This window comes from Micromonospora sp. NPDC050695 (assembly GCF_040654415.1).
Classification (GTDB): Bacteria; Actinomycetota; Actinomycetes; order Mycobacteriales; family Micromonosporaceae; genus Micromonospora.
Map to the genome: position 1 here is coordinate 72,886 of NZ_JBFAHZ010000013.1, position 12,619 is coordinate 85,504.

General features: G+C 73.1%; 13 protein-coding genes, 2 pseudogenes and 1 riboswitch. Of the genes and pseudogenes, 10 read left to right on the top strand and 5 right to left on the bottom strand.

All coding sequences use genetic code 11. The features are described 5' to 3' along the window. Positions 1-227: 227 nt before the first annotated feature. Positions 228-1,616, top strand: coding sequence for a class I adenylate-forming enzyme family protein (locus AB0H52_RS12885; RefSeq protein WP_357947079.1), 1,389 nt, complete (start codon positions 228-230; stop codon positions 1,614-1,616). Here AB0H52_RS12885 and AB0H52_RS12890 read toward each other — a convergent pair. Beyond that, a complete protein-coding gene (locus tag AB0H52_RS12890; protein WP_357947174.1) occupies positions 1,511-2,206 on the bottom strand; it encodes a 4'-phosphopantetheinyl transferase superfamily protein in 696 nt (231 codons plus the stop codon). The two genes, AB0H52_RS12885 and AB0H52_RS12890, sit on opposite strands and share 106 nt — an antisense overlap. A 30-nt stretch (positions 2,207-2,236) precedes the next feature. On the opposite strand from AB0H52_RS12890, the gene AB0H52_RS12895 reads away from it, so the two are divergent. From AB0H52_RS12895 to AB0H52_RS12930, 8 genes and pseudogenes are all read left to right on the top strand, one after another. Beyond that, the gene (locus AB0H52_RS12895) at positions 2,237-2,503 is read left to right on the top strand and encodes an acyl carrier protein (protein WP_151491228.1); all 267 of its coding nucleotides are present in this window, start codon (positions 2,237-2,239) and stop codon (positions 2,501-2,503) included. After that, a complete protein-coding gene (locus AB0H52_RS12900) occupies positions 2,503-2,748 on the top strand; it encodes an acyl carrier protein (protein ID WP_151491229.1) in 246 nt (81 codons plus the stop codon). Before AB0H52_RS12895 ends, AB0H52_RS12900 begins: the two co-directional genes overlap by 1 nt. Beyond that, a complete protein-coding gene (locus tag AB0H52_RS12905) occupies positions 2,741-3,820 on the top strand; it encodes a beta-ketoacyl synthase N-terminal-like domain-containing protein (protein WP_151491230.1) in 1,080 nt (359 codons plus the stop codon). Before AB0H52_RS12900 ends, AB0H52_RS12905 begins: the two co-directional genes overlap by 8 nt. Positions 3,821-3,918: 98 nt before the next feature. Further along, the gene (locus tag AB0H52_RS12910) at positions 3,919-4,425 is read left to right on the top strand and encodes a beta-ketoacyl synthase chain length factor (RefSeq protein WP_278122539.1); all 507 of its coding nucleotides are present in this window, start codon (positions 3,919-3,921) and stop codon (positions 4,423-4,425) included. After that, positions 4,422-5,972: pseudogene (locus AB0H52_RS12915) on the top strand (class I adenylate-forming enzyme family protein); the annotation flags it as partial. The gene AB0H52_RS12910 and the pseudogene AB0H52_RS12915, both read left to right, overlap by 4 nt. Beyond that, positions 5,958-6,515, top strand: a pseudogene (locus AB0H52_RS12920) (alpha-hydroxy acid oxidase); the annotation flags it as partial. The pseudogenes AB0H52_RS12915 and AB0H52_RS12920, both read left to right, overlap by 15 nt. Positions 6,516-6,518: 3 nt before the next feature. Beyond that, entirely contained in the window at positions 6,519-7,868 is a 1,350-nt protein-coding gene (locus AB0H52_RS12925; protein WP_357947084.1) for a PLP-dependent aminotransferase family protein, read from the top strand. Continuing rightward, on the top strand, positions 7,868-8,128 hold the full coding sequence (locus AB0H52_RS12930) for a hypothetical protein (RefSeq protein WP_151491973.1): 261 nt from the start codon (positions 7,868-7,870) through the stop codon (positions 8,126-8,128). Before AB0H52_RS12925 ends, AB0H52_RS12930 begins: the two co-directional genes overlap by 1 nt. Before the next feature lie 146 nt (positions 8,129-8,274). On the opposite strand, the gene AB0H52_RS12935 is transcribed toward AB0H52_RS12930, so the two are convergent. The 4 genes from AB0H52_RS12935 to AB0H52_RS12950 all read right to left on the bottom strand — a co-directional run bounded on the left by AB0H52_RS12935 (position 8,275) and on the right by AB0H52_RS12950 (position 12,093). Further along, positions 8,275-9,711, bottom strand: a complete 1,437-nt coding sequence (locus AB0H52_RS12935) for a glycine hydroxymethyltransferase (RefSeq protein ID WP_151491972.1) — start codon at positions 9,709-9,711, stop codon at positions 8,275-8,277. A gap of 19 nt (positions 9,712-9,730) precedes the next feature. Further along, positions 9,731-9,820: riboswitch (ZMP/ZTP riboswitch) on the bottom strand. A gap of 109 nt (positions 9,821-9,929) precedes the next feature. Then, positions 9,930-10,430, bottom strand: a complete 501-nt coding sequence (locus AB0H52_RS12940) for a hemerythrin domain-containing protein (protein ID WP_151491971.1) — start codon at positions 10,428-10,430, stop codon at positions 9,930-9,932. A gap of 78 nt (positions 10,431-10,508) precedes the next feature. Then, complete coding sequence (locus tag AB0H52_RS12945) at positions 10,509-11,378, bottom strand: NAD(P)H-hydrate dehydratase (RefSeq protein WP_357947088.1); 870 nt, start codon at positions 11,376-11,378, stop codon at positions 10,509-10,511. Further along, on the bottom strand, positions 11,362-12,093 hold the full coding sequence (locus AB0H52_RS12950; RefSeq protein WP_357947091.1) for a histidine phosphatase family protein: 732 nt from the start codon (positions 12,091-12,093) through the stop codon (positions 11,362-11,364). Before AB0H52_RS12950 ends, AB0H52_RS12945 begins: the two co-directional genes overlap by 17 nt. 161 nt (positions 12,094-12,254) lie before the next feature. Here AB0H52_RS12950 and AB0H52_RS12955 point away from each other — a divergent pair, with 161 nt between their 5' ends. After that, positions 12,255-12,581: a hypothetical protein gene (locus AB0H52_RS12955; protein ID WP_151491969.1), complete on the top strand. Its 327-nt coding sequence runs from the start codon at positions 12,255-12,257 to the stop codon at positions 12,579-12,581. Positions 12,582-12,619: the final 38 nt, after the last annotated feature.

Here is a 12,619-nt window from a genome sequence, read left to right on the forward strand (position 1 = left end):
CGCACGACGGTTGTACGAGGCGTCATGCCTCGGTGACGCTGCGCCAAGTCACCCGCCCGATCCTGCCCGCCGAACGGGCCGTCGGCAATCCGGCTGGCCGCCTCTTCTGATCCAGCCATTTGCATCTGGCAATGGTCCTGTGGGCGTCGTATGGTTCCCCGCAGCACCCCGACAGGCGTACACATTGGGCATATTTGCCCTCTTTCAGGCTGGGCGGTGAACGGGCGATGGCGGCAGAAGATCCTCCGGTGGTCCACCCCGGATGGGTGGACGAAGTCCTGTTCGCCGGCCGCCCGACCGACATTTGTCTGCGCCTACCCGAACCCATCGACCGGGCCGCCCTGCACCGGCTCGTCACCGCCGCGCAGGACCGGCTCGCCGCTGCCGGACTGCGCCCCGGCGGCGCCGCCGCGCTGCGGTTGCCGCCCTCCCTGGCGTACGTGGTGAATCTCCTCGCGACGTGGCGCGCAGGGGCGCAGGCGATCCTGCTCGACCACCGGCTCACCGACCACGAGGTGGACCGGGCGCTGGTCCGGCTCACCCCGCAGGTGGTGGTCGCGCCGTTGCGGACCGGCGCCGGCGCGTTGAAGGTCTTCGTCGACGTCACCGAGAGCATCACCCGGTACGCCGACCGCCCGGCGGTCAGCCGCCACGCCGTGATCCAGCTCAGCTCCGGCTCCACCGGACCGTCCAAGGTGATCGGTCGCACCGCCGCCGACCTGGTCGCCGAGGTGCGCCGCTACACCCGCATCGACGGGGTGGCGCTGCCCGGCGAGCGGATCATCCTGCTGCCGTCGATGGTGCACGTACTCGGCCTGGTCGGCGGGCTGCTCTACGGCCTGCACGCCAGCGTCGAGCTGGTGCCGCCGCAGCGGCTCAGCGGGGACGCCGTGCTGGCCGCGATCGACGCCGAACCGACGCCGGCCACCGTGCTGGGCGTACCGTTCCACATCGGACTGCTCGCCTCCACCCGGCCTGCCGGCCCGCTGCCCCAGCTTCGGCGGATGACCACCGGCGGCGAGCTGGTGCCGGCCGCGGTGACCAACGCCTTCACCGACCGGTACGGGGTGCCGCTGGGCAACATGTACGGGATGACCGAGGTCGGGGTGATCGGCACCGACCTGCACGGATCGCACCGACCGTCGATCGCTCCGGCCCCCGGCATCGAGGTCCGCGAGTCCGGTGGTGAGTTGTGGGTCTCCTGCCCGGCGTCGCCGTACGTGGGGTCGAGCGACCCGACGCGCTGGGCGGACGGCTGGTTGCACACCCGCGACGCCGGCACGGTCGATGAGGTCACCGGCCTGGTCACCGTGCGCGGCCGACTCGACTCGCAGGTGTCCGTCGGCGGCCTGAAGGTCGACCTGACCGAGGTGGAGAGCACCGTCGCCGAGCTGCCCGGGGTGGCCGCCGCGGTGGTGGTCTGGGACGACGGCATCACCGCGTACGTGCAACCCGACGGCCCGCTGTCCGAGGAGGTTCTGGACAAGCTTCTCGCCGAACGGTTGGCCGGCTACAAACGGCCCCGCGTGCTGCGGCTGCTCGACCAGTTGCCCCGCACCACCACCGGCAAGCTGGTCCGCTCGACCGACGCGCTGCGGTCGGCGGCCACGCCGTGACCGGCCCCCTGCACCACCTCGACGTCGACCTGCGTCCCCGCGCGCACCGCGACCGCTGCGACGAGATCCCCACCCAGCTCCGGATGCCCGACCCACAGTGTCTCGTCGCCCGGCACGGGCCGCAGCGGCAGCCCGGGCGGGGGCATCAGCCGGCGCAGCCCGCCGTCTCGCAACCCGAGCCCGAGCGCCTTGCCGACCGCCTCCTTCGCCGTCCACAGCCGCAGGAAGTCAACCCCTCGTTCGGCCTCGGGCCGCCCGGCCAGCCAGGTCAGCTCGGCCGCGGCAAACCAGCGGCCGGCCAGCGCGAGAGCGGGCACCGGGCGGATCCGCTCCACGTCCACCCCGACCGGGCCGGCGAGGCGGACGGCGACCACCACGATTCCGGGGCAGCGGCTGACGCTGACCGGCAGGTTCACCCGCTCGTCGACCCGGACGACCGGCCTCCCACCGGCGTCGTGCGTCAGCACCAGCTCGTTCCCGGCGCGACCGAGCAGCGCGCTGCCCGCCGGCCGCAGCAGCGAGACGGCCGGATCCGGCGGACCGCCGGCGTCCCGGCCGACCCACACGTACACGGCGTCCCGACCGGGCACCGTCAGCTGGACCACCCAGAGAGGGTAACCATGAGAGCCGAGGTCCGTGCCTTCGTCGTCGAGCAGCTCGCCGACATGAACTACGACGTCGAGGGGATCGACGACGACACCACACTCGGCCCGTCCGGCGTCGACCTGGAGTCGCTCGCCCTGGCCGACCTGTCCGTCCGCGTCGAGGACCGCTACGGCGTGACCTTCGCCGACGACGAGTCGGAGAAGCTGGCGCTGATGACGGTCGGTGAGTTCACCACCATGGTCGCCGGCCGCGTCGCCGAGGCGACGAGCGACCACGCCTGATGACCGGTCAGCCCGATCTGGGGCGAGCTGACCTGCTGACGATGCTCGCCGAACTCACCGCGAAACCGGCCGCCGAGGTGCCCGACCGGATCGGCTCGATGGAACTCGCCTGGCTGGTACACCTCGTCGAGCAGCGCTACGAGCGGCGCCTCGACCTCACCGACGACGACCTGGCCGGCATCCGTACCGTCGACGACGCCCTGGCGGTGTTCCGGGCGTCGTTGACCGCTCCCGCTGATGGCTGAGCCGCGCGTCGTCCAGCTCACCGGCGTACACGCGGTCAGCGCCCTCGGCCGTGGCGCGCAGGCGCAGCTGGCCGGCACGCCGGCCTTCGGACCGGTCCGCCGCTTCGACACGACCGCCCGCCGGGTCACCGTGGCGGCCACGCTGCCCGACGCCGGTACGCTCGCCGACGAGCTGGCCGCCGCGATCGACGCGGCCTGCCGGGTGGCCGGCCTGGATGCCGCCCGGCGGACCGGGTGCGCGCTGCTGCTCGCGGTGCACGGCGGCCCCGCCGCCTCGGCGCTCGCCGACCAGCTGGCCGTCCGGTGTGGACTGAGTGGTCGTATCCGGGTCTACACCAGCGCCTGCGTGTCGGCGAGCACGGCGGTCGCCGACGCCGCCACCCTGATCACCAGGGGTGACGTCGACCGGGTGGTGGTGGCCGCCGGCTACCTGGTGGAGCCGGACCAGTTCGCGCTCTTCGACGCCGGGAGGGCGCTCGCCGACGACGGGGTGGTCCGCCCGTTCAGCACCCGCCGCCGTGGTCTGCTGCTCGGCGACGGGGTGGCCGCCGTGGTCCTCGAATCCCGCGCGGAGACTCGGCGCGGCGTCGAGCCGGTGGCGACCGTGGCGGGCTGGGGGCGCGCCGGGGACGCGTTCCACCCGTGCCAACCGGACCCGACCGGCGCCGGGCTGGCCCGCGCGATCGGCGCGGCGTTGCGCCGGGCCGGTCTGCCACCGCAAGCCGTCGGGTACGTCAACGCCAACGCCACCGGCACCGCGCAGAGCGACGCCGCCGAGGCGGCGGCGTTGCGGCAGGCCCTCGACGGGTACGCCGGGCAGGTGCCGATCAGCTCCACGAAGGCGCTGCACGGGCACGCGTTGGAGGCGTCCGGGCTGCTCGAACTGGTGGTCACGGCCCTGGCGCTGCGACACGGGGAGCTGCCGGTCAACGCCGGCTGGGCGGGCCCCGACGAGGCGTGCCCCCTCAACGTCATCCTCGAACACCCGCGACGCGCGACGGCGACGCACGCCCTGACGCTGAACGCCGCCTTCGGCGGCGCCAACACGGCCTTGCTGGTCGGCACCCCGTGACCGCCACCGACAGCCCGCGATCTTGCACTTTCTGTCCCGACGAATCCGGCGAAACACGTGAACCATCGGCAGAAACCGCAAGATCGGCGCGGGAGGGAGTGCGCGAGGGAGCGGAGGAGCTTGCTCGAGCTAGGTGGCCGGAGGGTGGGGACGGGGACGTGCCGGGGGTTCCCGGGTTCGTTCTCTCGGGGTTCGCTCCGGTCGTGGTGGCTGTCGCGGAGCGGTGTCTGCGGCGGCGGTACGGGACGGGGCCGGTGCCGTCGCAGACCCGGACCGGGGTCGTGCTGGTCAGTGCCAGCGGCGATCTCGTCAGCGCCGAGCACGTGCGGGAGACCGTCGAGTCCGGTGGGCGGGTCGGGCCGCTGTTCTTCTTCCAGTCCGTGCCCAACAGCGTCGCCGGGCACATCGCGGCCCGCTGGGGGCTGCGCGGTCCGGTGGTCTGCCTGAGCCCGACCGGCGACCCGTACGCCGACGGCGTCGCCGAGGCGGACCTGCTGCGGTACGACGGCGACGCCGACGAGGTGTTGCTGATCCTGATCGAACAGGCGCCCGACACGCCCACCGAGGCGGTCGCGGTGCTGCTGGGTGGAGGAGCACAACCATGAGGACAAGGGGACTGCGCGGCGCGTTGGCCGCCGACACCGAGCTGGGGGCGGGCAACATGCTGGCCCGGGTGCTGGCGCACGGCGCCGACCCGGACGGACCCGGGTTGACCTTCGACACCGCCGTCGACGGGCACCCGGCCGAGGCGCCGCTCACGCTGGGCGGGCTCGACGAGCGGGTCGCCGCCCGTGCTGCCTGGCTGCACGAACGCGGGGTACGCCCGCGCGACCCGGTCGCCGTGTGGGCCACCGCCGCCGCCGACATGGTGCTCAGCTTCCTGGCGCTGGCCCGGCTCGGCGCGATCCCGGCGCTGATGAACGGCAGGCTGCGCCCGGAGATCGCCGCCGAGTACATCCGCCGGCTGCGGGGCGTGGGTGTGCTCGCCGACGACGCGCACACCGCGCTGCTGGCCGGGCACGACCTCGGCGTACCGCTGCTCGGCACCCCGGCCCAGGCCGGCGCGGGCGACCCGGCCGCCGCGCCGGCGCACTACCGGCACCACCCCGACGACCCGATCGTCATCACCCACACCTCCGGGACCACCGGCGTGCCCAAGGCGGTGCTGCACTCGCACGCCAGTCTCTTCGCCGCCACCCGGCACCTGCTCACCATGCCGCAGGCGCAGGGCACCAGCCGCATCCTCAACGCGCTGCCCGCCCCGCACACCGCCACCGTGCTGATGGTCAACCAGGCGCTGGGCAACCGGGCGCAGATGTACCTGCTGTCCGAGCAGGGCGGCGAGCGGGTGCTCGACGCGATCCAGCGGTGGCGCCCGGACGGGGTGTTCGGCTTCTCGGTCACCTGGGCCGAGCTGGCCCGCTTCGACCTGTCCGGGTACGACCTGGACTCGGTGCGGCTGTGGTTCAACACCGGCGACGCCTCGCACGAACCGCACATCCGTCGCCTGGTCGCGGTCGGCTCCCGGGACACCGTCACCCGCGACGGGGTGGTGCGGGTGCCCGGTTCGGTCTTCATCGACGGGCTGGGTTCCAGCGAGATGGGGCACTCGATGTTCCACATCACCCACCGCGCCGACACCGACCGGTACGGCCGCTGCATCGGCCGGCCGTACGAGTTCACCCGGGTCGCGGTGCTCGACGCCGACGGTGAGCCGGTGCCGGTCGGCGAGGTGGGTTTCCTGGGCATCGACTCGCCGTCGTTGTTCCGCGGCTACTGGAACGACTTGGCCACCACCTACCGGTTCCGTCAGCGCGGCTGGTATCTCACCGGCGATCTGGTCCGCGCCGACGCCGACGGCCGCTACTACCACCTGGACCGGGCGGTGGACTCGGTCGACGCCGGCGACGGGCGGCGGTACTACACGGCGCTGTCCGAGGAGCGGATCCTCGCGGCCTGCCCGGACGTCACCGACTGCACGGTGGTGATCGTCGCCGAGGCCGGCCGGGTGGTCACCGACGTGTTGCTGGAGCTGACCGCCGGCGCCGACGAGGGCGAGGACCGCACCGAACGGGTCCGTGCCGCGCTCGGCCCGGACGTCGGCGCGACGCTGCGTCGGGTGGTGCCGGTACGCTCCGCCGACATCCCGGTCGCGAACCTGCCCGACGGCCGGGACACCCTGGCGCACACCGGCGCCCCCGGCGGGTCCGCGATCGCCGCGCACACCGCCGCGTCGTTCGCCCCGGCGCTGCGCTGGGCGGACCTGGCCTGGCTGCGGGCGCAGGTCGACCTGCCGCTGGTGGTCAAGGGGGTGCTGGATCCGCGTGACGCGGTCGAGGCGGTACGGGTCGGCGCGGACGCGGTGGTCGTGTCCAACCACGGCGGCCGGCAGCTCGACGGCGCGCCGGCCAGCGTCACCATGCTGCCGGAGGTCGTCGACGCGGTCGGCGACGGCTGTCAGGTGCTGCTGGACAGCGGCATCCGCGGCGGAACGGACGTGCTGCGGGCGCTGGCGCTGGGCGCGGCCGGTGTGCTCGTGGGCCGGCCGCTGCTGTGGGCGCTGGCCGTCGGTGGTCGGTCGGCGGCCCGGGACGCGTTGGCGCTGCTCGCCGCCGAGCTGACCGACGCGCTCACCCTGGCCGGTTGTGCCGACCCGACGGCGGCGGCCGAGCTGCGGACGCTCGGGGCGGGCTGAGCGGTGACCGTCACCGACCCGGTCGATCTGCGCCTCGTCGACCTGCACCCCGCGCTCGGTGATCCGGCGCTGACCTCGATGAACTTTCTCAACGAGGTGTCCGAGCGCTATCCGGCGGCGGTGTCCCTGGCCGCCGGCCGCCCGTACGAGGAGTTCTTCGACGTCGCGTCGGTGCACCGGCACCTGGACACGTTCCACCGGCATCTCGTCGACGAGCTGGCGTATTCACCCGAGCAGGCCCGGCGGCTGCTGTTGCAGTACGGCCGGACCAAGGGCGTCGTGCACCACCTGATCGCCCGTCACCTCGCGGTCGACGAGGGGATCACGGTCGACCCGGAGGCCGTCGTCGTCACCGTCGGTTGCCAGGAGGCGATGTTCCTGGTGCTGCGGGCACTGCGGGCCGGACCGACGGATGTGCTGCTCGCGGTCGCACCGACCTACGTGGGGCTGACCGGGGCGGCCCGGCTGGTGGATCTGCCGGTGTGGCCGGTCGCCGGTGGGCCGTCCGGGGTGGACCTGGCGGACCTGCGGGCGCAGGTGGGTCGGGCCCGGGCCGCGGGGCTCCGGCCGCGCGCCTGCTACGTGATGCCGGACTTCGCCAACCCGTCCGGCGTCAGCATCGACACCACCGAGCGGCGACGTCTGCTGGCACTGGCGGCCGAGGAGGACCTGCTGCTGCTGGAGGACAACCCGTACGGGCTGTTCCACCTCGACGACGGCGCCCGCCCGCCCACCCTCAAGGCGTTGGACACCGAGCGGCGGGTGATCTACCTGGGCTCGTTCGCCAAGACCGTGCTGCCCGGCGCGCGGGTCGGCTACGTGGTCGCCGACCAGCGGGTGGCCGACGCGGACGGCCGGATCGGCCCGCTCGCCGACCAGCTCGCCATGATCAAGAGCATGGTCACGGTGAACACGTCACCGATCGCGCAGGCGGTGATCGGCGGCCGGCTGCTGGAGCACGGGTGCAGCCTCGTCCCGGCGAACACCCGCGAGCGGGCGGCGTACTCCCGGAATCTGCGCCACCTGGTGGCCGGGCTGGCCCGGCGGTTCCCGGATCGCGGCGACGGGCCGGCGCCGGTCCGGTGGACGGTGCCCGCCGGCGGGTTCTTCGTGGTGGTGGCCGTGCCCTTCCCGGTCGACGACGCGTTGCTGGACCGCTCGGCGCGCGACTACGGGGTGCTGTGGACGCCGATGGCGCACTTCTACGACGACGCGGCGCCGGTGTGCGCGCTGCGGCTGTCGGTGAGCGCGGTGACGCCGGAGCAGATCGACGTCGGGCTGGACCGGCTGTCCGCCCTGATCATCGACGAGCTGGCCCGCCAACCGCCTGATCTCACTTGTGGACGGTCATAATGGGCCGCATGGTTGCCTGGGAGTACGCCTTGCTCGTCCGCCGCTATCAGGGACAGGGCCGCAATTTCCACGTCTCGTTCGTCTGGTACGCCCCAGACGGCTCTCGCAAGGACATCACCGCCTTCGGCGACACCGCCATCGCGCACCTCAACCGCGCCGGCCGGGAGGGCTGGGAGCTGGTCTCCGCCGCCGAGGACGTGAACAACGTCCAGGGCAGCACCGAGGTCCACCGCTACCACCTCAAGCGCCCCCTGACCTGACCCGCCCCGCCCCGCCCCGACCGCCCCGACCGGCCTGACCCCGACCGGCCTGACCGCGTCGATCATGGAGTTGTAGTGGTGGACGAAAGCCGCCTACCCGCCCGTACCGGGCACCACAACTCCATGATCGACGGGAGTGGTCGGGGTCAGGCCAGGTCGATGCCGGGGTAGAGCGGGTGGGGGGCCAGCAGGTCGGTGGCCTGGCGGGCGATCTTGTCGGCCAGGGCCGGGTCCAGCGCGTACTTGGCCTTGGACGGGGTGCCGTCGGTGTTGGCGGCGGCGGTGGTCTGGGTGAGCACGGTGTGGATCAGCTCCGCGGTCTGGTCCATCTCGGTGGTGCCCAGCCCCCGGGTGGTCAGCGCCGGCGTGCCGATCCGGATGCCGGAGGTGTACCAGGCCCCGTTCGGGTCCTGCGGTACCGAGTTGCGGTTGGTGACGATGCCCGAGTCCAGGAGCGCCTGCTCGGCCTGCCGTCCGGTGAGCCCGTAGCCGGACACGTCGATGAGCACCAGGTGGTTGTCGGTGCCGCCGGTGACCAGCGTCGCGCCCCGGCGCAGCAGCCCCTCGGCGAGGGCCTGCGCGTTGTCCACGATCCGCTGGGCGTAGTCGGCGAAGTCGGGGCGGCGGGCCTCCGCGAGCGCGACCGCCTTCGCGGCCATCACGTGCGGCAGCGGACCACCGAGCACCATCGGGCAGCCCCGGTCCACCTGGTCGGCCAGCTCCGGCTGGCAGAGCACCATGCCACCACGCGGGCCGCGCAGCGACTTGTGGGTGGTGGTGGTGACGATGTGCGCGTGCGGCACCGGGTCGAAGTCGCCGGTGAACACCTTGCCCGCGACCAGGCCGGCGAAGTGCGCCATGTCGACCATGAAGGTGGCGCCGACCGAGTCGGCGATCTCCCGCAGGATCCGGAAGTTCACCTTCCGCGGGTACGCCGAGTAACCGCCGACCAGGATCAGCGGCTTGAACTCGCGGGCCGCCTCGGCCACCCGGTCATAGTCGATCAGGCCGGTCGCGGGGTCGGTGCCGTAGCTGCGCTGGTCGAACATCTTGCCGGAGATGTTCGGCCGGAAGCCGTGGGTGAGGTGACCGCCGGCGTCCAGCGACATGCCGAGCATCCGCTGGTTGCCCAGCTCACGGCGCAGCGCGAACCAGTCCGCCTCGGTGAGGTCGTTGACCTGGCGCACCTGCGCCTTCTTCAGCGCGGGAGACTCCACCCGGTCGGCGAGGATCGCCCAGAACGCGACCAGGTTGGCGTCGATGCCCGAGTGCGGCTGCACGTACGCGTGCGCGGCGCCGAACAGCTCGCGGGCGTGCTCGGCGGCGAGCGCCTCGACGGTGTCCACGTTCTGGCAGCCGGCGTAGAAGCGACGCCCGACGGTGCCCTCGGCGTACTTGTCGCTGAACCAGTTGCCCATCGCCAGCAGCGTCGCCGGGGACGCGTAGTTCTCGCTCGCGATGAGCTTGAGCGACTCCCGCTGGTCGGTCAGCTCGGCGCCGATGGCATCGGCCACCCGCGGTTCGACAGCACGGATCACCTCGAGGGCGCTCCGGAATGCGGTGGACTCGGCGTTGCGCGACATGCGACCTCCAACAGACGTGCGGGAAGGCCCAGGCGCTCGGCAAACGTCCTCGTGACGGGGCCGCTCCCCGATGGTTGTCCATCCCCACGCGCCAGTAACGGCCCGTGCCGATCCTACCGGGCCGGCCACGGCGGTCCCGGCCGACCTCCGGACGCGACCCGCCGGGGGACGCCGAAGGGCCCGGCGGGTCGCCGGGCCCTCGGTGTGCGCGGGGTGACTCAGGCGGTCACCGCATCGAGCGCCTTCTTGATCGCCTTCGGGGCGGTGGGGGTACGCGGCGCGTCCGCGCGCAGCGCGATCATCTTCTCGCCGATCTCCTGGAGCTGCTTACGACCCAGCGCGTCGCGCACCTTGGGGAACCACTCCTCCTCTTCCTCCTCGACGTGGTGCAGAACGTTCTCGATCAGCACGGTCGTCTTGGCGTTGAAGCGCTCGTCGCCGGCGTCCATGCTGGCCAGCTCGGCGCAGAGCACATCGGCGACGTGGTGTTCCTCGTACGACTCGAGGATGTCGTCCTCCAGGTCCGGCAGCAGCCGACGGACCTCCGGGTACATCACCTCGTTCTCCAGATAGGTGTGCACCGTGAGGGCCTCCAGGATCTGGTCCACCAGCTTCTGCCGCTGGCTCGCCGGCCCCTCCTCGGCGTCCTGGAAGGCCTTGAACAGGCGGCGCATCTCCTTGTGGTCCTCTTTGAGCAGGACGATGGCATCGGTCGACACCGGCATGACCTCCCTGAAATCTCGTCTGGTGTGGTTCCGGTACCCCCACGCCGACAGCGGAAACAAGGTGAAATCGCCTCAGACCATGGCCAGCGTCCGGGGGATCTCGTCGAGCAGTTCCCGGGCCAGGAAGCCGATCCGGCCGTAGCGGGGAATCAACCGCTGGCCGCTCACCGCGTGCGCGAACGAACCCCAGCAGGCCGCCTGCGCCGGGTCCGCACCCCGGGAGAGCAGCCCCGCCAGCAGCCCGGCGAGCACGTCACCGCTGCCGGAGGTGCCCAGACCGGCGTCGCCGCTCTCCTCCCGCCATCCCCGCCCGTCCGGTGCGGCCACGTGCCCGTACAGCGACACGACCGCCTCGTAGCGGGCGGCCAGCTCCGCCGCCTCGGCGTCCAGGTCGTCGCCCGGATCGCGGCCGAGCAGGTGACCCGCCTCGGTGACGTTGGGGGTGAGCACCACGGGCCGGCCCGAGCCGACCAGCAGGCCGGGGTCGTGGCTCAGGGCGCCGAGGGCGTACGCGTCGAGCACCAGCGCGGTCTGCGGTCGGGCCGCGTCGAGGACGAGGCCCAGCAGGCGGTTCGTCTCGTCGATCGCCTTCAGTCCGGGGCCGAGGGCCACCACGTCGGCCTGCCCGACCAGCTCGCAGAGTTGGCCGTCGGGGTCGGCGGCGACCGCGCCGTCGGGTGTCTCCGGCAGCCCGACCACCAGCGCCTCGGGCACCTGGATGCTCAGCGTGGCGGCGGTCGACTCGGCGGCGGCGAGCTGGAGCACCCCGGCGCCGGCGCGCAGCGCGGCCACCCCGGCGAGCAGCACCGCGCCGGGGGTGAAGCGGGAACCGCCGACCACCAGCACGGTGCCCCGGCTCTCCTTGCCGCCGACCGGTACCGGCAGCGCCCAGTCCCGCAGCAGTCCCGCCGTGATCACCTTCACCTCAGACCGGCTCGGCATGGATCTCGTCCTCCCTGGTCGCCTCGGCGCCCTGCCGGTGCAGGTGGCCGACCTCGTTGAATCCGCCCAGCGTCAGCCGGTCCCGCGCGTCTGCGGACCAGTCGGTGATCGAGCAGTTGGCGATCACGTGTTCCCGGGTCAACGCCATCAGCTGCGCCTCGGTCAGCCCCTCCACCAGGTACCGCAGCAGGAAGACCAGCGCGTCGTGGCCGAAGAGCAGCACCCGCTGGCCCTCGTGGTCACGGCGCAGGTCACCCAGCAGCGTCCGCAGCCGCAGCGCCACGTCGGTCCAGGACTCGCCGCCCGGCGGCCGGTAGTAGAACTTGCCGAGCCGGGTCCGGCGTTCGGCCTCGTCCGGGAACCGCCGTCGCACCCCGTGCCCGGTCAGACCGTCGAGGATGCCCAGCTCCCGGTCGCGTAGCCGCTCGTCACGGCTCACCGGCACCCCGGTGCCGTGCAGCGCCAGCTCGGCCGTGGAGACCGCCCGCAGGTACGGCGACACCACCGCCACGTCCGGTCGGCGGTCCGGTGGCAGCCCGGCCAGCCACCGTCCGGTGGCCCGGGCCTGGTCCTCGCCGGTGGGGGAGAGCGGCACGTCCGCGTCACGGTGGCTGAGCCCGATCAGCTCTTCCCCGGACGCCTCGGCCCGGCTCGCCGCCACGTTCGCGGTGCTCTCCCCGTGTCGGATGATCCACAGCGTTGCCAGTTCCGCCATGCCGACCCCCTACCCGGGCGCCGCCGGCGGTAACCGCCCACCCCGGCCGCCGTGCGGGCCCGCCGACCGGCGGGAGCGACGCCGGGCGCCGTCGTCGGGTTCGGGGCAGCGCCGCCACGGGTCGATGGGGAACAATGTCCGCCGGTGGGAGGTGGTCGTCGATGACGGTCGTGCGCGGTCTACGGGAAGCGCTGGTGTTGTTCGTGGTCGCCGCGGTGCTGGTCGCGGTCGCGGCGGCGGTGTGGGTGGCGGTGGCCGGCGGCGACTACACCGCCCGGCTGGGCATCGCGTTGATGGTGGTCGGCGCGCTGTTCGGTGTGACCGGCGACCTGACGCTGAGCCGGATGGGCATGCTCGGCCCGCGCGCGACCTTCGGTGTCGCGCCGGAGCGCGAGGAGGCCGGCGGCGGGCGGGTGCTGACCGGGGTCGGCATCTTCCTCTTCGTCGGACTGCCCCTGATCCTCGCCGGCGTCCTGCTGATCAGCTGACCGAGCCTGCCGCGTCGTCGCTTCCACGCGTCGTACCC